General features: G+C 60.6%; 17 protein-coding genes and 2 pseudogenes. 6 read left to right on the top strand and 13 right to left on the bottom strand.

What is annotated here, in order from left to right; translation table 11 throughout:
- Nucleotides 1-9 precede the first annotated feature (9 nt).
- The 6 genes from QPJ95_RS09455 to QPJ95_RS09430 form a co-directional block, all read right to left on the bottom strand.
- Nucleotides 10-303 carry a 4a-hydroxytetrahydrobiopterin dehydratase gene (locus tag QPJ95_RS09455; protein WP_270919273.1) on the bottom strand — a complete coding sequence of 98 codons (294 nt, stop codon included), beginning with the start codon at nucleotides 301-303 and terminating at the stop codon, nucleotides 10-12.
- Nucleotides 300-1,487: a GNAT family N-acetyltransferase gene (locus tag QPJ95_RS09450; protein WP_270919274.1), complete on the bottom strand. Its 1,188-nt coding sequence runs from the start codon at nucleotides 1,485-1,487 to the stop codon at nucleotides 300-302. The genes QPJ95_RS09455 and QPJ95_RS09450 overlap by 4 nt, the downstream gene beginning before the upstream one ends.
- A gap of 45 nt (nucleotides 1,488-1,532) precedes the next feature.
- Nucleotides 1,533-2,306 carry a glycerophosphodiester phosphodiesterase family protein gene (locus QPJ95_RS09445; RefSeq protein WP_270919275.1) on the bottom strand — a complete coding sequence of 258 codons (774 nt, stop codon included), beginning with the start codon at nucleotides 2,304-2,306 and terminating at the stop codon, nucleotides 1,533-1,535.
- The gene (locus QPJ95_RS09440; protein WP_270919276.1) at nucleotides 2,303-2,761 is read right to left on the bottom strand and encodes a RidA family protein; all 459 of its coding nucleotides are present in this window, start codon (nucleotides 2,759-2,761) and stop codon (nucleotides 2,303-2,305) included. The genes QPJ95_RS09445 and QPJ95_RS09440 overlap by 4 nt, the downstream gene beginning before the upstream one ends.
- 95 nt (nucleotides 2,762-2,856) lie before the next feature.
- On the bottom strand, nucleotides 2,857-4,161 hold the full coding sequence (locus QPJ95_RS09435; protein WP_286018257.1) for an HlyD family type I secretion periplasmic adaptor subunit: 1,305 nt from the start codon (nucleotides 4,159-4,161) through the stop codon (nucleotides 2,857-2,859).
- Entirely contained in the window at nucleotides 4,158-5,891 is a 1,734-nt protein-coding gene (locus tag QPJ95_RS09430) for a type I secretion system permease/ATPase (RefSeq protein WP_286018256.1), read from the bottom strand. The genes QPJ95_RS09435 and QPJ95_RS09430 overlap by 4 nt, the downstream gene beginning before the upstream one ends.
- A 191-nt stretch (nucleotides 5,892-6,082) precedes the next feature.
- Here QPJ95_RS09430 and QPJ95_RS09425 point away from each other — a divergent pair, with 191 nt between their 5' ends.
- Nucleotides 6,083-6,862, top strand: coding sequence for an MlaA family lipoprotein (locus QPJ95_RS09425; RefSeq protein ID WP_270920656.1), 780 nt, complete (start codon nucleotides 6,083-6,085; stop codon nucleotides 6,860-6,862).
- Entirely contained in the window at nucleotides 6,852-7,460 is a 609-nt protein-coding gene (locus QPJ95_RS09420; protein ID WP_270920655.1) for an MlaC/ttg2D family ABC transporter substrate-binding protein, read from the top strand. The genes QPJ95_RS09425 and QPJ95_RS09420 overlap by 11 nt, the downstream gene beginning before the upstream one ends.
- Before the next feature lie 254 nt (nucleotides 7,461-7,714).
- On the opposite strand, the gene QPJ95_RS09415 is transcribed toward QPJ95_RS09420, so the two are convergent.
- Nucleotides 7,715-10,003 (bottom strand): transglycosylase domain-containing protein, encoded by a 2,289-nt coding sequence (locus QPJ95_RS09415; protein WP_270920654.1) that lies wholly within the window; start codon nucleotides 10,001-10,003, stop codon nucleotides 7,715-7,717.
- 266 nt (nucleotides 10,004-10,269) lie between these two features.
- On the opposite strand from QPJ95_RS09415, the gene QPJ95_RS09410 reads away from it, so the two are divergent.
- Together QPJ95_RS09410 and QPJ95_RS09405 are read left to right on the top strand one after the other, a co-directional pair.
- Nucleotides 10,270-10,608, top strand: coding sequence for a P-II family nitrogen regulator (locus tag QPJ95_RS09410; RefSeq protein WP_270920653.1), 339 nt, complete (start codon nucleotides 10,270-10,272; stop codon nucleotides 10,606-10,608).
- A gap of 31 nt (nucleotides 10,609-10,639) precedes the next feature.
- Nucleotides 10,640-11,989 carry an ammonium transporter gene (locus tag QPJ95_RS09405; RefSeq protein ID WP_270920652.1) on the top strand — a complete coding sequence of 450 codons (1,350 nt, stop codon included), beginning with the start codon at nucleotides 10,640-10,642 and terminating at the stop codon, nucleotides 11,987-11,989.
- Nucleotides 11,990-12,177: 188 nt separating this feature from the next.
- Here QPJ95_RS09405 and QPJ95_RS09400 read toward each other — a convergent pair whose 3' ends face one another.
- The 5 genes and pseudogenes from QPJ95_RS09400 to QPJ95_RS09380 all read right to left on the bottom strand — a co-directional run.
- Nucleotides 12,178-13,362 carry an amino acid aminotransferase gene (locus tag QPJ95_RS09400; RefSeq protein ID WP_270920651.1) on the bottom strand — a complete coding sequence of 395 codons (1,185 nt, stop codon included), beginning with the start codon at nucleotides 13,360-13,362 and terminating at the stop codon, nucleotides 12,178-12,180.
- Nucleotides 13,362-14,216, bottom strand: a complete 855-nt coding sequence (gene sseA / locus QPJ95_RS09395; RefSeq protein WP_270920650.1) for a 3-mercaptopyruvate sulfurtransferase — start codon at nucleotides 14,214-14,216, stop codon at nucleotides 13,362-13,364. Before sseA ends, QPJ95_RS09400 begins: the two co-directional genes overlap by 1 nt.
- Nucleotides 14,217-14,660: 444 nt before the next feature.
- Nucleotides 14,661-15,137, bottom strand: a complete 477-nt coding sequence (gene smpB, locus QPJ95_RS09390) for an SsrA-binding protein SmpB (protein ID WP_270920649.1) — start codon at nucleotides 15,135-15,137, stop codon at nucleotides 14,661-14,663.
- A gap of 97 nt (nucleotides 15,138-15,234) precedes the next feature.
- Nucleotides 15,235-16,101: a DMT family transporter gene (locus tag QPJ95_RS09385; RefSeq protein ID WP_270920648.1), complete on the bottom strand. Its 867-nt coding sequence runs from the start codon at nucleotides 16,099-16,101 to the stop codon at nucleotides 15,235-15,237.
- A gap of 84 nt (nucleotides 16,102-16,185) precedes the next feature.
- Nucleotides 16,186-16,383, bottom strand: a pseudogene (locus tag QPJ95_RS09380) (cupin domain-containing protein); the annotation flags it as partial.
- Between QPJ95_RS09380 and QPJ95_RS09375 the strand changes: the two are divergent.
- Nucleotides 16,381-16,794: pseudogene (locus QPJ95_RS09375) on the top strand (benzoate/H(+) symporter BenE family transporter); the annotation flags it as partial. The pseudogenes QPJ95_RS09380 and QPJ95_RS09375 sit on opposite strands and share 3 nt — an antisense overlap.
- Nucleotides 16,795-16,891: 97 nt before the next feature.
- The gene (gene ilvD / locus QPJ95_RS09370) at nucleotides 16,892-18,727 is read left to right on the top strand and encodes a dihydroxy-acid dehydratase (protein ID WP_270920647.1); all 1,836 of its coding nucleotides are present in this window, start codon (nucleotides 16,892-16,894) and stop codon (nucleotides 18,725-18,727) included.
- A gap of 81 nt (nucleotides 18,728-18,808) precedes the next feature.
- Here the strand turns inward: ilvD and QPJ95_RS09365 are convergent, their stop codons facing one another.
- On the bottom strand, nucleotides 18,809-20,443 hold the full coding sequence (locus QPJ95_RS09365) for an ABC transporter ATP-binding protein (RefSeq protein WP_270920646.1): 1,635 nt from the start codon (nucleotides 20,441-20,443) through the stop codon (nucleotides 18,809-18,811).

The raw sequence follows: 20,443 nt of genomic DNA, 5'->3' as shown, positions 1-20,443 counted from the left end.
CTCTGGTCCCTAGATCAGGCTATCAAATTTGCGCGCCAGCTTGGCATCCTGGGAACTGATCCCGCCCACGTCATGCGTCGTCAGCACCACCGTCACCTTATTGTAGACATTGCTCCACTCCGGATGGTGATTCCATTTTTCGGCCCAGATCGCGGCCCGGGTCATCCAGCCAAAAGCGTCGACAAAATTGTTGAACTTGTAGGTCTTGGTGATCGCGTCACGACCCTCCAGCAGGGTCCAGCCGGTTTGAAACAACGGGTCCAACAGCGGTCCGCGGGTTGCCTCTGACAGTTTCTCGGTCATTGCTGTTCCTCCACCTCTAGCTTTTTGAACGGGCCATAGTCCGTCAGGATCTCAATCTCTTCCTCGATTGCCACGCGCTCTGCCTCCAGATACCGGGCCACCGCATCAGCAAAGCCGGGATCCCCCAGCCAATGCAGGGAATGTGTCTGCGTCGGCAGATATCCGCGCGCCAGCTTGTGCTCGCCCTGCGCCCCGGCCTCGATCCGAGCCAGCCCCATGGCGATGGCCAGATCCATAGCCTGATAATAGCACAGTTCGAAATGCAGGCAGGGATGATGTTCGCTACAACCCCAATATCGGCCATAAAGCGTATCACGGCCAATGAAATTCAGCGCCCCGGCGACATAACGCCCATCGCGCCGGGCAAGAATCAGCGCCATGTCATCCGCCATTGTGTCCTGCGCAATGTCAAAGAAGGCGCGGGTCAAATAGGGCGATCCCCATTTGCGGGCACCGGTATCCTGATAGAACTGCCAGAAGGCATCCCAATGTTCGCACCGCAGATCCGCACCGCTGAACACCTCAATTTCGCCACCAAAGCCCTGCGCCTGCGCCCGCTCCTTGCGGATATTCTTACGTTTGCGCGACGACAGGCTGGCCAGAAAGCCGTCAAAATCCTGATAATCCTGATTGAGCCAGTGAAACTGCTGCGTCAGCCGCGGCATCAGCCCCATTTGCTCACCTACCCTGGCCTCCTCCTCGGTGCAGAATGTCACATGTAGCGACGACAATTCGTTATTCGCCGCCAGTTGCACCGCGCCCTGCACCAATGCGGACTGACCGACGGCCTGGTATCCGGGACGCACCAGCAATCGCCGGCCGGTGACCGGGGTAAAGGGCACCGCCATTTGCAGCTTGGGGTAATAGCGTCCGCCCGCCTGCTCAAACGCATGCGCCCAATTGTGGTCAAAAATATACTCACCCTGACTGTGCGACTTGGCATACATCGGCGCACAGCCGATCAGCGCGCCATCCAGATAGGCGGTCAGATACTGCGGCTGCCAGCCGCTGCCACGCCCCACCGATCCGCTGTCTTCCAGCGCGGACAGAAACCGATGGGTGGTGAAGGGATCGTTGGGACGGCCACCTTCTGCGGCCTCGGGGCAAGCGCATGCATCCCACTCATCAGCCGCTATCTGCGCCAATGAGCCCAGCAATTGTATTTCGATTTGCGCCTGATCCATAGGCCCCCCTTGCGCCTGCGATACTTGGGCAGAGACAACCGGCTATCAACCCGGCAAAGCAGAAAGATAGCCCTCAAAGGTCACATTATCGGCAAAGACCCGCGCCGCGCGCTCCTCGACCTGCGACCTAATCGTCCAGCATAACACCGGAAGCCCGCCGTCGCGCAGGCGCTGCACCCGGGGCCGCGACAGATCACTGGCCTGGTGACTGATGAAGCTGGCGCCGACCCGGTCAAGATCCGGCATATCCCGAAGCCGATTGCAAATCGGCCCGGTCAGCTCTGGCCAGGCCTCAAAATCATAGCCACTGGTGACGATGCCGCGTGGCAGCTCCGGTGCCAGCCGGGCCAGTTCAGCAACCGAGTTCGGGTTGAACGACATCAGCGCCAGCGGGCCAGAGTAGCCCTGCAAGGCAGCAGCCGCCGCCCGTTCAAGCGCGCCGATATCCGGCCCCATCTGACCATCCTGATCCTTGATCTCAATCAGCAACGGTACTTGGCCGGCAACCAGATCCAGCACCTCAGCCAGATCCGGGATACCCTCGCCGTCGCCCCCCCTCAAGGGAGTGGCCCGGGCCTGGTCCCGGGTCAGCAGATTGACCGGCCCGCGCGCCTCTGCCAGCCGCTCCAGATCATAATCATGGAACACCATCGGCTGGCCATCGGCGCTCAACTGCAGGTCGATTTCGATACCGTAGCCCGCCGCAATCGCCGCGCGGATGGCCGCACGGCTGTTCTCTGGACGCCCATCGGTGACATCATGCAGGGCCCGGTGGGCAATCGGCAGCCTTAGGAAATCGGCGGGGAGTGCTGGCGTCATTTGATCTGAAATACCCCGTCGATCTCAACAGCAACACCCAGTGGCAGCGAGGGGGAACTAACAGCCGAGCGCGCATGGCGGCCGACATCGCCCAGCGCCGCGACCAGAAAATCAGAAGCTCCGTTGACCACCATTGGCTGCTTGGTGAAGTCATCGGTGGAATTCACAAAGGCGCCCAGTTTGACCACCTTCACCAGGCGATCCAGATCACCGCCACAGGCCGCCTTCACTTGCGCCAGTAAAGAGATAGCGCAAGTTTTGGCCGCCGCGGCACCCGCCTCGACATCCATATCCGCGCCCAATGTGCCGGTGATCAGCCCCGTGCTATCCGCCGAAATCTGCCCCGAGACATAGACCATGTCACCCGCCACAACATAGGGCACATAATTGGCCGCCGGAGCCGGAGCATCCGGCAGTGTCACGCCCAGCTCTTTCAGTTTCGCCTCAAAACCCATGACATCTATCCTCCAACAAGTGTTTCGTCGGCGACGCTAACCGCGAAGCAATACAGCGGAAAGGGAAAAACGCAGGCTGGCAACCAGCCCGGGGATCAGCTCTCGCGGAAGGCTTTGTTGAAATAGTCGGCCAGCGGCTTGATCAGATAGGACAGCGGCGAGTGATCGGCGGTGCGGATAAAGCTTTCCACCGGCATGCCGGGGATCAGCACCACGCCCTCTGGCAGCTTGTCGACCTCGCCCTCTTGCAGCTCAATTTCAGCCCGGTAATAGGGCTGGCGGCTGGCTTCGTCCTCAAAGGAATCCGCCGACAGCAGCGTAACGGTGCCAAACAGTTCCGGGGTCTCGCGCTGATCCAGCGCCGAAAACCGCAGCGTCACCGATTGGCCAACATAGACCTCATCAATGTTGATCGGAGACACCTGTGCGGCCACAATCAGCGGTCGATCCTGCGGCACCAGATACAATACCGGCTCGGCGGCACGGATCACCGAACGGAGGGTATGGACCTGCAATCCATAGACAATCCCCGAAACCGGCGCCCGGATATCAAGCCGATCCAACTGGTCCAGCAGCGACCGCCTGGTTTCGGCCAGTTCCAGTTCCTGATAGCGCAGGTCGCGCAGCCGGGTGATCGCCTCCTCGCGCTGGCCGGTGCCCAGCTTCAGGATCTCAATCTCGGTCTCGGTAATGCGACCTTCGGCCTGCGCCTCTGTTGCGACCAGCTCTCCCAGCGAGCCCTGCAGATCCGCCGAGGTGCGGCGCAGGTTCAAAACGGTGCCCGCCTGCGCCAATCCGCGGTCCAGCAGAGATTGCTGGTTTACCAGTTCCTCGCCGATCAGCTCCAGTTGCAGTACCATCGAGTCCTGCTGCGCCTTGATCCCAACAATTTGATCGCGGATCTGCTCGCGGCGCTTTTCAAGCTGCTCGGTCTCCCGCGCCACCGAATCCTGCCGGGCCAGGAACAATCGCACTTGCCCCGCCATAAACTCCGCAACCTCGGGTCGGGTTGCAGCCAGCGCAATAAGGTCCGCATCAAAGACAATGGCAGCGGCACTGTCGCGTTCCGCCTCCAGCCGCCCCCGACGCGAGGTCAGCTCAAACAACTGGCCTTCGGTGATCACCAGTTGCGAGCTCAGCCGGCTGGCATCAAGGCGCAGCAACAAGGCGCCCTCGGCCACCGCGTCGCCCTCCTGCACCAGGATTTCCGAGACGATGCCGCCATCCAGATGCTGCACCACCTGGCGGTTCTGATCGACCTCAATGCGGCCACTGGCCACCACCGCGCCGGCAATCGACGACAGCACCGACCAGGTGCCAAAGCCGCCGACCAGCAGCAACAGGCCAAGCATACCGATGAAAACCGGACGCCGGGCCGACCATGTGGTTTCTTGCGTCATTGGGCCTGCCTCGCTGCTGCGGTTTTCTGGATCTTCTCATGGTTCACCACCATCTGGCGCAGCACCTGGTCCTTGGGGCCAAAGGCGGTCTGATTGCCCTGATCCAGCACCAGCAGCAGGTCACATTCCTGTATCGCCGCAGGCCGGTGGGCCATGATCAGCACTGATCTGCCCTCGGATTTTAACTGTTTGATCGCGGCGTTCAAAGCCACCGACCCGTCGTTGTCCAGGTTTGAATTTGGCTCATCCAGGATCAGGATCACCGGATCATCATAAAGCGCCCGCGCCAGGCCAATCCGCTGCATCTGGCCGCCGGACAGGCGCCCCCCCCCCGCCTTGATCCGGGTGTCATAGCCGTCGGGCAGCTTGGTAATCATCGCATGCGCCGCTGCTTTCTTGGCGGCGGCGACCACTTTTTCAGCCTCCGGCGTCTCCGCCAGGCGGGCAATGTTCTGCGCAATTGTCCCCTCAAACAATTGCACCCGCTGCGGCAGGTAACCGATATGCTGGCCCAGCACATCGGGCGCATATTGATCCAGCGCCGCCCCGTCCAGCCGGATGGTGCCAGCCGCCACCCGCCACACGCCGGTCAGCGCCCGCGCCAATGTCGACTTGCCCGAGCCCGAAGGGCCAATCACCCCCAGCGCCTGCCCCGGCTGCAGTTTGAAGGTGACGTTGCGCAACTGCGGCGTCTTTTCTCCCGGCGGCACCACCGTCACCGCCTGCAGCTCCAGCCGGGCCTTGGGCTTGGGCAGCGCCAGCCGCTCTTGTTCCTGCGGCACCTTGGTCAGCAGCTCCGCCAGACTGGCCCAGCCCTTGCGGGCGCGCTGAACCAGCGCCCATTGCCCCAGCATCAGTTCAATCGGCGCCAAGGCCCGCCCCATCAGGATCGAGCCGGCAATCATCGCGCCGGGCGATACCTCACCCTGCAACACCAGATAGGCGCCCAGCCCCAGCATCGCCGATTGCAGAAACAGCCGCAGCGTCTTGGTCAGCGAGGTAAAGCTGCCGCCGACATCATTGGCCGAGATGGTTTCCACCAGCGCCGTGTCGCGGGCCACCTTCCAGCGGCCAAAGGCGGCGCCGCGCATGCCCATGGACTGGATCATCTCGGCTTCGCTGCGGATTTCCTCGGACATCATGCCAGCCCGGTGCGAGGCGAGGCTTGCCTGCAATTGCGGCGCCCTTGAGAACAGCTGGTTCAGCAGCGCGATCAAAACCAGAACCGCGCCGCCGCCCACCGCCAGCAGCCCCAGCCAGGGATGAAACAGCGCAATGCCAGCCAGGAATATCGGCGTCCACGGCATATCAAACCCGGCCATCAGCACCGGCGAGGCCATCAACCGCTGCACCGATTCCAGATCAGACAGGCCGGTTTGCGCCACCGGGTCCGAGGTCAGCGCTGAACGCCGGATCATCGCATCAAACACCCGCCGGTCCAGCGCCGCCTGAAACCGCGCCCCAACCCGCGCCATGATCCGACCCCGGGAATAATCCAGCAGCCCCATCATGCCATAGAGAAACACCACCAGCAGCGACAGCGCCACCAGCGTCTGCTCAGAGCGGCTGCCCAGCACCCGGTCATAGACCTGCATCATATACAGAGGCCCGGTCAGCATCAGCATATTGGCAAAGAAGCTGAACAGCCCAACAGACCAATACAGGTTGCGACTGCGACGACGGATCCCCCGCAACTCGTCCAAACCGTTTTTTAATGTTCTATTTGTCATAATATTCCTGCAGTAACGCTGTATCGGCCTATGAAAGTAACCCCCTCCTCCCTAGCAGCCTACCTTGTAATATGTTCTAAATCTGTCACAACAAAACAAACATTATGCATAGCCTCTGTGAACCCGACTGATTACGTTTAGATCGGGGCCGGGCTGCGACCCATTGGCTGAGAACATGGACACCAAGACAGATGACTTTGACGCTGCGACAGATTTCTCTTCTTGTTGCCCTGTTGCTGACCGGATTAACCGCTGGCTGTGCCGGGCAAAGCCCCGAGGCGCGGGCTGCAGGTGATGTGTTTGATCCCCACGAGGAGGTCAACCGCTCTATCCACGGCTTCAATCTGAGCGTTGACCGGGCCATCTTCCGGCCTGCATCCAACGGCTATGTCTCTGCTGTACCGCCGGAAATAGTCACCTCCTTTGGCCTGTTTGCGGAAAACCTGTCGATGCCCGGCCAGGCGGTGAATGCATTGTTGCAGGGCGACCTGCCCAAAACCGGTCTGGCGATCTCCAGATTGCTGATCAACACTGTGCTCGGCATGGGCGGTCTGTTTGATCCGGCCTCGGATTTCAACATAGCCCGGGTCGATACTGACTTTGGCGAAACCCTGCATGTATGGGGCTTTGGGGAAGGGGCCTATGTTGAAATCCCCCTCTACGGCCCGTCGACCACCCGCGATGCGGTGGGTGTCTTTGCTGATTTCTTCACCAATCCGATCACCTTTGCCCGGCAGAACCCCGCCGATAATATCGGCGTTTATGCCGAGATCGTGCGCCGAATGGGCGACCGCGGCAATTATTCTGCTACAATTGACTCGATCTTGTATGAAAGCGCCGACAGCTATGCTCAGGCCCGGCTGATTTATCTGCAAAACCGACGCTTTGAGTTGGGCGGCGATCAGGATACTTATGACGGGGTCTTTGGTGATCCCTACTCCGACCCCTATGAGGATATCTATGCCGAGTAATTTGTTTGACCGCCGCAGCTTCCTGAACATCACTATTTCAGGTCTGGGCCTGGCCGCCCTGCCCTTCCCCGTTCTTGCGCTCAGCGAAAATGGCGCCCGCGATCTGGTTGGCAATGTGGTCAGCGACATCAACAAAGTCATCGCCTCCGGCAAATCCGAATCCGCAATGATCCGGGACTTTGAGAAGATCTTTATCCGCTACGCCGATGTGCCAATCATGGCGCAATACGCCCTTGGCGTTGACGGTCGACGCGCGTCAAAGGCGCAGATGCGGGCCTTCACCAAGGCGTTTCAGGGCTATATCTCGCGCAAATATGGCAAGCGGTTCCGTGAATTCATCGGCGGCGGCATCAAAGTGAAATCCGCTCGCAAGATCCGCGCCGGCTATGAGGTCAAATCGATTGCCACCCTGCAGGGGCAGGCCCCGTTTGAGGTGACCTTTCTGGTGTCCGATAAATCCGGCAAGGACAAATTTTTCAACATGTTCATCGAAGGGGTAAATCTGCTGCTGACCGAGCGCACCGAGATCGGCGCCATGCTGGATCACCGCAAAGGCAACATCGACACCCTGATCGCGGATTTGAAAAAGCTGAGCTGAGCAGCCGCGCAACGCGCCGCGCCGGGAAATACCGCATGGCGTTCGGGCAATCCCGGCAGCCACCGCGTTCCCCGCCTGCCCGCGGCCTGACTGATACTATTCCAAAATCTCCCGCGCCCGCACGAACCATCGCCTATGGCGACGGGGCTTGCGGTCTTGGGCGTGGCGCCGCGCTTGCGCGGCGCCACGCCCAACCGGAGCAGTGCCTCCGGCAGGAGGCCGCGACGGGCGGGAGCCCCGCGTCGGCGGGCAATTCAATTGCCAAACAGATCTTTTAGAAACCCATCCACCGCCCGACCAATTTCCCGCCCCACATTGTCGCCAGTGTTGCGACGCCGACGCGCAGGCTTGGGCGGTGGCGCAACGGCGGCCGGCGCCTGCATCGGCAGCGCCACAGGGGTTACCCCCTCATGCACCCGCAGCATGGTCTCGCGCCAAATCTCGGCTGGCAGGCCACCACCGGTCACCCCGGACAGAGGTGTGTTGTCGTCGTATCCCATCCATACTCCGGCCACATATTCAGCGGTGAAGCCAACAAACCAGGCATCCCGCGCCGCCTGGGTGGTGCCGGTCTTGCCCGCCACCTGCCAGCCCGGCAATTGCGCCCGGCGGCCGGTGCCCTCAGACACCACCTTCTCCATCATCCATGTCAGTTGCTGCGCGGCGCTGGTCTGGATCACCCGCTCGCCCATACCGCCACTGCTACCGATCATCGGCGTGTCATCGCCCAAGAGCTGCAGTTCGACCAAACCATAGGGGGTCACCGACGAGCCGCCATTCAAAATCCCCGCATAGGCTCCGGTCATTTCAATCAGCGTGCTTTCCGAGGCCCCCAGCGCCAGCGCCGGCCCAGCAGCCAGCGTACTGGACAGGCCAAAATCACCGGCCACCTTACGCACCTTATCACGACCCACCTCCTCGGATAACTTCACGGCGGGAATATTCAGAGAATCCCGCAGCGCCCGCGCCAAGGTCACTTCGCCATAGAACTTATGGGTATAGTTGTTTGGGCAGTATTGCCCGGAACCGGCAATATCTAGGCAGTATTTTGCATCCAACAGAGTATACAGTGGCGAATACCCCAACTCCAGCGCGGTCGCATAGACAAAGGGCTTAAACGCCGATCCGGTTTGCCGCCGGGCCTGAGTGGCGCGATTGAACACACCTGACACACGGGTCTGGCGGCCGCCGACCATGGCCCTCACTGCGCCATCGGCGCTCATCACTACAATCGCCGCCTGCGCCTTGGAGCCCTCGCGGACCTTGTTCTCGAAGATATAGCTCAGCGCCTCTTCGGCGGCGGTCTGCAACCTCTGGTCCAGGGTGGTGCGGATAATGATGTCCTCGCTGGTCTGGTCGCCAAAGAAGCTGGGGATCTTGTCCATCACCCAATCGGCAAAATAGCCGCCGGCGCGGGCCGCAGCCGCCTGGCTCAGCTGCGCCGGACTGTCCCGTGCCGCCTGCGCCTGCGCCGCCGTCAGATAGTCCTGTTCCAACATCAGCCCGACAATCACCTGTGCGCGATCCTGCGAGCGTTGCAGATTGTTGGTTGGCGCATAGCGGGTCGGCGCCTTAAGCAGGCCCGCCAGCATTGCGGCCTCGGCGGCATTGACCTCGGCGGCTGATTTTCCAAAATAGCGCTGGCTGGCAGCCTCAAACCCGCGCGCGCCGGCCCCCAAGAAAGTGCGGTTCATATAGATCGTCAGGATTTCGTCCTTGGAGTACTTACTCTCCATCGCCAGGGCAAAAATCGCCTCGGTGATCTTGCGCCACAGCGAGCCCTGACGACAGTCTGCCTCATAGGCTTTTTCGCTGTCCCAGAGATCGGCGTCATAGGGCACCCCCAGACAGAGCAATTTGGCGGTCTGCTGGGTGATGGTGGATCCACCGTTGCCCGACAGCGGACCACGGCCCTCGCGCAGGTTGATCCGCACCGCACTGGCAACACCGCGTGGCGAGACGCCAAAATGGCCGTAGAACCGCTTGTCCTCGGTGGCGATGATGGCGTTCTTCAGATGCGGCGAGACGGTCTGCGTCGTCACCACACCGCCAAACTGATCACCGCGCCAGGCAAAAACCTCGCCGTTGCGGTCCAGCAGGGTCACCGATCCCTGGGCGCGGCCATCCAGCAAGGCGCTGAGCTCGGGCAATTTCAGGTACTGATAGCCAACCGCCAGCCCAACCAGCAGGCCAACAACCATACCAACCCGCCAAGTCAGCGCCCAGACCAAGCCAAACAGCCACCGCAACAGACCAATGCAGGCGGCGCGGATGCCTGCGAAAAATCCCTTTGGTTGGCGTTTCACTGATTTTCGTGCCCCTGATTTTTGTGGCGCCGATCTTCGGATGACCGGCTTGCCAGCCCGTGTTTTGCGCCGGACCGCCTTCGGCTTAGGGGTCTTGCCACGCCCGAACAGCCACCCCAACAGGCCCTTGCCCTTTGGTTTCTTCTTGCGCACAGCCTTGCGGGTCGGGGCCTTGCGACCCCCAGCCGAGTAACGCTTGTCTGCTATCAAAGGCTTGCGCCCTGATCCTTGTGCCATGCCGATATCCTGCCCGGTTCGCCCGTTTTTTGCACCATAACGGCTCTGAGATGCTTTGTTGAGAGCGATTTGCAGCCTGCCACCCTTCGTTGATTGGTTAATTTTTAGGCATCGCACATAAAACAAGCATGTTTATTGCGCCTTTTGCTCAATCAGACCGCTGGCCAGCGCCCGCAGCATTCCCAGCGCTCCTTTCAACCGCTTGTTTGCAGGGACAGAGATTTGGGCACCACGCCTGGGGAAACGCTGGAGAAGAGGATGCCGAGATGAAAATGATCATAGCCGCCATCAAACCGTTCAAGCTGGAGGAGGTCCGCCAGGCGTTGACCGAGATCGGCGTTGCGGGGCTGATGGTCACCGAAATCAAAGGGTTTGGCGCTCAGGCGGGTCACACCGAGATCTATCGCGGTGCGGAATACGAAGTGAATTTTGTGCCCAAGATGAAACTGGAAATCGTGGTGCCGGCAGATCAGGCCGACCAGGTGGTCGAGACCATCGCCAATACCGCCCGCACCGGCAAGATCGGTGATGGCAAGATTTTTGTCCTGGAGGTGTCTCAGGCGATGCGGGTGCGCACCGGCGAGACAAATCTGGACGCGCTGTAAAGCACTCCGCAGCTCATACAAGAGAGAGATCATGAATAAATTCGCAAAAATTTCCGGGCTGAGCGCCGCCTTTTCGGCGATGGCCCTGGCGGCTGCGGCCCAGACCACCGAAGTCGTCACCGAAGACGTCACCGCAGTGATCACTGAGACCATGGACAAGGGCGATGTCGCCTGGATGATGGTTTCGACCCTGCTGGTACTGCTGATGATTCTGCCGGGTCTGGCGCTGTTCTATGGTGGGCTGGTGCGCAGCAAGAACATGTTGTCGGTGCTGATGCAGTGCACCTTGATCACCGCTCTGGTGATGGTGATCTGGGTTGTCTACGGCTACTCCTTTGCCTTTGGCGGCGGCACCGGCGCCTTTTGGGGCGGCACCGGCAAGCTGTTCCTGGTCGGCGTCACCATGGACAGCATGGTGGCGACCTTTACCGAAGGCGTGGTGATCCCCGAGTTCGTGTTCATCGCCTTCCAGATGACCTTTGCCGCCATCACACCGGCGCTGATCGTCGGGGCCTTTGCCGAGCGCATGAAGTTCTCGGCGATCATGCTCTTTGTGGTGCTCTGGGTCACCGTCGTGTATTTCCCGATTGCCCATATGGTCTGGGACAGCTCGGGCCTGATCTTCAACATGGGCGCGCTTGATTTTGCTGGTGGCACTGTGGTGCATATCAACGCCGGCATTGCAGCCCTGTTTGGCAGCATCATGGTGGGCAAGCGGATCGGCTTTGGCAAAGACATGATGGCGCCGCATTCGATGACCCTGACCATGGTTGGTGCCTCGCTGCTCTGGGTTGGCTGGTTCGGTTTCAACGCCGGCTCCAATCTGGAAGCCAACGGCGGCGCTGGTCTGGCGATGATCAACACCTTTACCGCCACCGCCGGTGCCATTCTGGCCTGGAGCGGCATCGAAGCGGTGCTGCGTGGCAAGGCCTCTATGCTGGGGGCGGCCTCGGGCATGGTAGCCGGTCTGGTTGCGGTCACTCCGGCGGCGGGTACGGTTGGTCCGATTGGCGCCATCGCACTGGGGGCTGGGGCCTCGGCGATCTGTTACTTCTTTGTGGCCACCGTCAAGAACAAGTTCGGCTATGACGACAGCCTGGACGTGTTCGGCATTCACGGTATCGGCGGGATCTTTGGCGCCATCGGCACCGGCATCTTCACCGCTCCGGCGCTGGGTGGCACCGGCGGCGCCGACTATTCCTGGGTCAGCCAGACCTGGATCCAGATCGAAGCGGTCGGCATCACTATTGCATGGAGCGCTATCGGCTCGGTTCTGCTGTACAAGCTGGTCGATAAGCTCATTGGTCTGCGCGTCGACGAAGACACCGAGCGTCGTGGCCTTGATCTGGCTGAACACGGCGAGTCTGCCTACCACAGCTGATCCAACCTATCGCTGAAACAAAAGACGCGGCCTTTGCGAAGGCCGCGTTTTGCGTTTGGGGTCGCGTTTGTGGCCGGGGTCGGGAATTTGAGTATTTTTGGCAAAAAGAACATCTGCGGGCCCCGATCGCGCACAAAAAACGCGCCCACGGACAGCGGGCGCGTTGGTCGTGGCTTTAGGGTCAGGGCTTAGATACCGGCGTCGATGATCGCCTTGGCCAGGATCGGAATGGTATCGGCGTTCAGCCCGGCAATGTTCATCCGGCTGTCGCCAACCATATAAATGCCATTGTCGGCGCGCAGCTTTTCCACCAGTTCGGGGGTGGTGCCCAGCAGCGAGAACATGCCGCGGTGTTGTGCCAGAAAGCCAAACCGGTCAGAGCCGGACAGCCGCTGCAGCTCATCCGCCAATCCCTGACGCAGGCCTAGCATGCCCAGACGCACCTCCTCAAGCTCAGCCGCCCAATCGGCGCGCAGGGCGTCGTCGTTCAGGATCATGGTCACCAGACGGGCGCCGTGATCCGGCGGGAACGAGTAGTTCTGCCGGTTCAGGAAGGCCAATGTGCCCTGGTTCAGCTTTTGCGATGCCGCGTCATTCGACACCATCATCAGCAGGCCGGTCCGTTCGCGGTAGATGCCAAAGTTCTTTGAGCAGCTGGCCGCGATCAGGCATTCCGGAGTGCCTGCAGCCACCATCCGCACGCCCACGGCGTCTTCTTCCAAGCCATCGCCAAAGCCCTGATAGGCAATGTCGATCATCGGCACCAGGCCACGGGCATTGAGCAGGTCGATCACTTCTTGCCACTGCACCGCGTTCAGATTGGCGCCGGTTGGATTGTGGCAGCAGCCATGCAGCAATACCACGTCACCTTTGACCGCAGTTTTCAGGTCGCTCATCATAGCGTCAAAATTGACACCACAGGTCGTGCGGTCGAAATAGCGATAGGTGACGGTCTCGATGCCCAGATAGTTCAGGATCGAGATGTGATTGGGCCAAGTGGGATCCGACACAAACACCCGCGCCGAAGGGTTGGCGATCTTGATCAGCTCAAACGCCTGCCGCACCGCACCGGTGCCGCCGGGGGTCGCTGCGGCGGCGATATTGCCGCGCTCGACCGTATCCGCCAGGATCAGTTTGATCATCGCATCCGCGTAGGCCGGATCACCGGCCAGCCCCACATAGGCCTTGCTGATCTGGGTTTCCCACAGCTGGTGCTCGGCGGCCTTGATCGCCCGCATCACCGGGGTGACGCCTTCGGCGTTCTTGTAGACACCAACACCCAGATCAATCTTGTCGGAGCGCGGGTCTTCGCGGAATTTCTGCATCAGCGCCAGAATTTTATCGGCGGGCTGGGCTTTCAAAGCTTCAAACATCAGGTCTCTCCGGTTGCAACGGGTAAGGTCGGGAAGGCGCCCCATTCGGTCCAGGAACCATCATAGAGCGCATGGTCTCTTTTGCCGATACGCTCCAGCGCCAGGCTGAGCACTGCGGCGGTCACACCAGACCCGCATGAGGTGATTGCGGGTTTGCTCAGATCCACCCCGGCAGCCTCAAAGGTGCTGCGCAGCTGGTCGCTGGGCTTCATCGTACCGTCCGCATTCAGCAGCGTCGAAAATGGCACGTTTTTGGCACCCGGAATATGACCGGCGCGCAGACCCTGACGTGGTTCGGGGACCTCGCCGCGGAATCGTTCGCCAGCACGGGCATCAATGATTTGATGATCGCCCAGCTTGGAGGCCGCCGAAACCTGGGTCACATCGCGCACCATGTGGTTCTGCACCCGCACCGTCATATGGCGGTCGCGGATCACCGGCGGCATATCCTCAATCGCCCGGCCCTCGGCTTTCCACTTGGGAAAACCACCGTCCAGCACAGCAACATTGGATTGCCCCATCAAGCGAAACAGCCACCACACACGGGCTGCCGAAAAAAGCCCAAGACCATCATAGACCACCACCTGGTGGCCATCGCCGACGCCCATCGCCCGCAGCCGCGACATGAACTTTTCCACCGGCGGCACCATATGCGGTAGCTCAGAGCGATGGTCCGAGATGTCATCAATATCGAAAAACCGGGCGCCTGGAATGTGCCCGGCGTCATATTCACTGCGAGCATCGCGCTCTAGCGCAGGCATCATCCACGAGGCATCCAGCAGCCTCAAATCGGGATCTTTCAGATGGGCCGCCAGCCAATCAGTGGAAACAAGTGTCTTCGGATCGTCGAGCATCAAGGCCTCCCGTCACATATACGTTAGATGATGCCTACTATTGGCTAATAGGAGTGGCAAGAGATCAGGCCGTTACAGATAGATCAAAGGCGGCAAAATGACCCAGGTTACCGGGGCTTCGTCACTATATGGGATTTTTGTCGCGTTAATGGATCAGCCTAAGCGCGGCACGACCCGCTGGCGGATTTGCCTGTTTTCCGGCAGATCTCCAAGGCGTCAAAGCCGAAAACCTCTAGCGGTTCGGCATTGGAAACCTCCAGCGCAAAATTTGAAACTGTCATGACTTGGCCGCCCGCTCACTGGTGTCTGATTCAAAACCGGGCGTGAGAATAAGCGTTCTGGCTGGGCAGGAGCTATCTGACAAAAACAGTCATCAATCGCAAATGGCAATTTTCGCCCCTGCGCGATCAAAGGCACAGGGCTGAGCCTTTCGGCTTCAACAGCTTAGCGGTGATCCTTCATCAGCCGTGATTTCTGCCGCGACCAGTCGCGTTTGGCTTCGGTGGCGCGTTTGTCGTGGTTCTGCTTGCCCTTGGCGATGCCGATCTTGATCTTCACCAGACCCTTGTGGTTGAAATACATCACCAGCGGCACCAGGGTCATCCCCTTGCGCTGGGTGGCGTTCCACAGGTTCGACATCTGCTTGCGCGACACCAACAGCTTGCGGCGACGGCGCTCAAGATGCTTAAACGTCTTGGCCCGCTCATATGGCGCGATGTAGGAATTCACCAGCCACAGCTCACCATTCTCGACCGCGGCATAGCTTTCGGCGATGTTGGTGCCACCAATCCGGGCGCTCTTGACCTCAGAGCCCTCGAGAATGATGCCGCATTCCAAATCGTCATCAATCGCATAATCATACCGCGCACGGCGGTTTTCGGCGATAACTTTGTAATTCGGGTCTGATTTTGTCTGGGCCATAGAAGGCAGATAAGGTGACACAGGCACAGGTGCAAGGTGGTAAGCAGCGCTGACTTCAACCCACAGAGGGAAGACCGGGTCAGAACCGTCGGCGCGGTCAGCTAGGCCGCCGCGAATAGCGCTCTCGCAGGACCGTGAACAAGCCACTGCCGACAATCACCGCGCTGCCAATCAGCGTCCACAGATCCGGGCGCTCGCCAAACACCAACACCCCCAACACCATGGCAAACACCAGCCGCGTATAGCGAAACGGCGCCACCACCGAGATCTCGCCCGAGCGCATGGCGCCGGTCAGGGCGTTATAGGCAATAACCCCAATCACCGTGGCGGCGGCCAGTTGGCCCCAGACCAGCGGGCTGGGCCAGCTGGCCCCACCGGTCCAGCCCAACGCCACCGCGCCGGCCACAATAAGCATGGCGAACCCGTAGATGCCCAACTGGTAATTGGACATCGAAGGCGGCGCCGCACGGGTCGCCAGATCGCGTCCGGCAAATCCCAACATGCCAATCACCGCAAAAATTGACGCCGGTTCAAAACCGCTGACTCCGGGGCGCAAAACCAGCAACACACCACAAAACCCAATGGCGATGGCCACCCAGCGGCGCCAGCCAACCTGCTCGCTGAAAAACACCACCGCCCCCGCCGCCACCACCAAAGGTGTGGCTTGCAGGATCGCCGAGGCCGACGACAGCGGCGTCAAGGCAATCGCCAGTGTATAACACAGCCGCCCAATCACCTCCGCCAAGGAGCGCAACACCATCGGGCGCGTGCAAATCGCCGGGTGCAGCAAAGACTGCCCCTGCGCACGCGCCATGACCATAAACAGGATCATGCCACCCAGACCAAAGAGCATCAGGATCTGCCCAACCGGCAGCGATTGGCTGGCGAATTTGACAAACATGTCCTCCAAGGCAAAAGCCGCCATGGCCAGCACCATCAACAGGCTGCCGCGAAATGTGTCCAAGGGGGGATCTCCGGGTTAGTAGATTGCTCAGCCACAACCTGTAGTCAGCCGCCCGCCGCTACACAAGTGAAGCATCGAACGGATCTACAGATTTTGCCGCGCCAGAACCGCATGGCGGTAATGGTGCATATTGAGAAACGCCGCCCCGGTCCGGGCACTGCGGTAGCCATGCGGCTGGTCGGCTGCAAACCGCAGCCCTTGCCCGGCTGATAGTGACACCCAATCCCCATCGCGCAGCACCTCCATTTCACCCGTCAGCACAAAGACCTCTTCGGTGACGCCATCTGTGCTGGCCCCGAGGCGGACGACGATGCAAAAACCCGCGACCTTGCCAGCGCCACCGCCGGCCTGTTGCATTGCCTGGTCGGTCTGGTCGGTCTGGGCGGTGCCACCGTGATCAGCCTGTTCCTGATCGCCCCAAAAGCACTGGTCGCGACGATCGCGGGCCATGCCCTGCTGTCGACCATCGGCAATAGCCTGTCGCATGCGCTGTCGGACAGCCAGAACCGCGAGGCGGCGCTGATTACCTTTATGACCACCGTCTCCGGCATCAGCGTCTTTGGCATCAGCGTCTTTGGCATCAGCTTCTTTGGCATCGGAGCCGCCTTTTGGGCGCTGGTGATTGGCCTGATCGTCAACCAAATCCTCGCCAAGCGCCCCCAGACAAACACCGCCGCCGCTCAGGCCCGTTAAACCGGAGCAGAGGTCTAAAACACTCAAACACCGCCCCGGCATATTGCGTTTGTTGCGCAAATCGTGTCCCTGAGGGCAAACATAGGGAAACAGCACAATGCCATTTTACCGTTCAAGAACCTCCACCCATGGCCGCAACATGGCCGGCGCCCGCGGCTTGTGGCGCGCCACCGGCATGACCGACAGTGATTTCGGCAAGCCAATCATCGCCATCGTCAACTCGTTCACCCAGTTCGTCCCCGGTCACGTCCACCTCAAAGATCTGGGCCAGATGGTCGCGCGTGAGGTCGAGGCGGCGGGCGGTGTTGCCAAGGAATTCAACACCATCGCGGTGGATGACGGTATCGCCATGGGTCACGACGGCATGCTCTACTCGCTGCCATCGCGCGAAATCATCGCCGATTCGGTTGAATACATGGTCAACGCCCACTGCGCCGACGCCATGGTCTGCATCTCCAACTGCGACAAGATCACCCCCGGCATGATGATGGCCGCCATGCGCCTCAACATCCCGGTGATCTTTGTGTCCGGTGGCCCGATGGAGGCCGGTAAGATCGACTTCGAAGATCTCGACATGAAGAAAATAGATCTGGTTGATGCCATGGTCGCCGCCGCCAGCGAGACCCTGACGGATGCGCAGGTGCAGCACATCGAAGAAAACGCCTGCCCCACCTGTGGGTCGTGCTCTGGCATGTTCACCGCCAACTCGATGAACTGTCTGGCCGAGGCCCTGGGTCTGGCGCTGCCGGGCAATGGCTCGACTCTGGCCACCCACTCGGACCGCAAGAACCTGTTTCTTGAGGCCGGCCGCAAGATCGTCGACATCACCAAGCGCCACTATGAGGGCGAAGAAAAAGGCCTGCTGCCGCGCGATATTGCCTCCTTCGACGCGTTCGAGAACGCCATGAGCGTCGACATCGCCATGGGGGGCTCAACCAACACCGTATTGCACCTGCTGGCCATCGCCCATGAGGGCGAGGTCGATTTCACCATGACGGACATGGACCGGCTCAGCCGCAAAGTGCCCTGTCTGTGCAAAGTCGCGCCCAACGTCGAAAACGTCCACATGGAGGACATCCACCGCGCCGGTGGCATCTTCTCGATCCTCGGCGAGCTGTACCGGGCCGGTCTACTGCACGGCGAAGTGGCCACCGTGCATTCCAGCACTATGGCTGAGGCGATTGGCAAATGGGATATCACCGTGGCCAACAACCCCGAGGCCGAGGAACTGTTCAAGGCCGCCCCCGGCGGTGTGCGCACCACCCAGGCCTTCAGCCAGTCGAACCGCTTCAAGGAACTGGACAAAGACCGCAAGGGCGGCGTGATCCGCTCCAAGGAACATGCCTTTAGCCAGGATGGTGGCCTGGCAGTGCTGTTCGGCAATATCGCGCTGGACGGCTGCATTGTGAAAACCGCCGGCGTTGATGCCAGCATCCTGCAATTCACCGGCTCGGCCTATGTCTGCGAAAGCCAGGACGCCGCGGTCAGCGATATCCTGACCGGCAAGGTCAAGGTCGGCGATGTGGTGGTGATCCGCTATGAAGGTCCGCGCGGCGGCCCCGGCATGCAGGAAATGCTCTATCCGACCAGCTACCTGAAATCCAAAGGTCTGGGCAAGGATTGCGCCTTGTTGACCGACGGTCGTTTCTCGGGCGGCACCTCGGGTCTGTCCATCGGCCACGTCTCACCCGAAGCGGCTGAGGGCGGCACCATTGGTCTGGTCGAGCACGGCGACAAGATCGAGATCGACATCCCGAATCGGTCGATCCACCTAGCTGTCAGCGAAGATGTGCTGGCCGAACGCCGCAAGGTGCTGGATGCAAATGGATGGATCCCAGCCAAACCGCGCAAGCGCAAGGTGTCCACGGCGCTAAAGGCCTATGCCAAGCTGACCACCAGCGCCGCCAAGGGCGCTGTCCGCCAGGTCGATTAAAGCAATTGGGCCTGCCACACTGGCAGGCCCAATCCAAAATCATCGGTATTTCAGAGGGGTCTCGCGGCCCCTCTTTTTTTGTCAGCCGGCCTCTGCCCGCGCCTCGAGCAAATTGGACAGCCAGTCCGGGTCCATTTCGGGCACCGAGCTGAGCAGCAGTTCCGTATAGGGATGATGCGGCGGCTGGAACATCGCGGCCTTTTGGCCCTGTTCCACCACCTTACCCTGCTGCATCACCACCACGTCATCGGCAATGGCGCGAACCGTGGCCAGATCATGGGTGATGAACATATAGCCCAGATTGAACTCGGCCTGCAGGTTGTCCAGCAGACGCAGGATACCCTCGGCCACCAGCTGATCCAGCGCCGAGGTGACCTCGTCACAGATGATGAACTTGGGCTCGGCGGCCAGCGCCCGGGCAATACCGATCCGCTGTTTCTGGCCGCCGGACAACTCGGACGGCAAGCGGTCGATATACTGATCCGGCTCCAGCTCGATCAGCGACAGCAGCTCGCGCACCCGTTCGTCCAATGCCTTACCCTTAAGGCCCAGATACATCTGTGCCGGGCGCCCGATCAGCTCGCGCAGGCGCAGCTTGGGGTTCAGCGCGGTATCCGCCATCTGATAGATCATCTGCACCTGACGCAGCTGATCACGGTGGCGGGACCGGTAATCGGCAGGCATGACCTTGCTGTCAAACAACACCTCACCCTTGCTAGGCGGCAGCAAACCAGTGATCACCCGCGCCGCGGTCGATTTACCCGAGCCACTTTCGCCGACAACCGCAACCGTGCGGCCCTGATAGAAGTCAAAGCTGACATCATCCAGCACTGTGGTCGCGCCATAGCCGGCGGTGACATTGCGCACCGAAACAACCGGAGTGCCCTTGTCGGTGTCCGCCTGTTCGGCACGCGCATAACTGCGCACCGCCCAAAGCGACTTGGTATAGTCCTCTTGCGGGGTGGACAGCATGGTGCGGGTATCGGCCTCTTCGACCTCTTCCCCCTTCAGCAGCACCTTGATGCGATCCGCCATCTGCGCCACCACCGCCAGATCATGGGTGATGTAGATCGCAGCAGTGTTGAACTCTTTGACGATAGAGCGGATAGCCGCCAGAACCTCGATCTGAGTGGTCACATCCAGCGCCGTGGTGGGTTCATCAAAGATGATCAGGTCAGGCCGACAGGACATCGCCATCGCCGTCATTGCCCGTTGCAGCTGCCCGCCCGAGACCTGATGCGGATAGCGAAAGCCGATCTGGTCGGGGTCCGGCAATTGCATCTGTTCATAGAGACTGGTGGCGTCGGTCTCGGCTTGTTGCCGCGACATCACCCCATGCACCACCGGCGCCTCGCTGTATTGATCAATCAGCTTGTGGGCCGGGTTGAAACTGGCCGCCGCGGATTGCGCCACATAGGCGATACGCTTGCCCAGCAAGCCGCGCCGCTCTCCCGGCGCAGCATGGCGCAGGTCAATGCCGTCGAATTCGACAGTGCCGTCGCTGATGCGGCAGCCATCGCGGGTAAAGCCCATCGCCGCCAGACCAAGAGTGGACTTACCTGCCCCGGATTCCCCGATCAACCCCAGCACTTCGCCCCGGTTCAGGTCCAGATCCACACCTTTGATGATCGGTGACCACTTGTCTTCGCTTTGCCCTTCAATCCACAGATTGCGGATGGTCAGCAGGCGGTTTTCTGTGTTGTCTTGATCCGCCAT

This window comes from Parasedimentitalea psychrophila, assembly GCF_030285785.1.
GTDB classification, from domain to species: domain Bacteria; phylum Pseudomonadota; class Alphaproteobacteria; order Rhodobacterales; family Rhodobacteraceae; genus Parasedimentitalea; species Parasedimentitalea psychrophila.
This window is presented reverse-complemented; position numbering and strand designations above follow the sequence as displayed.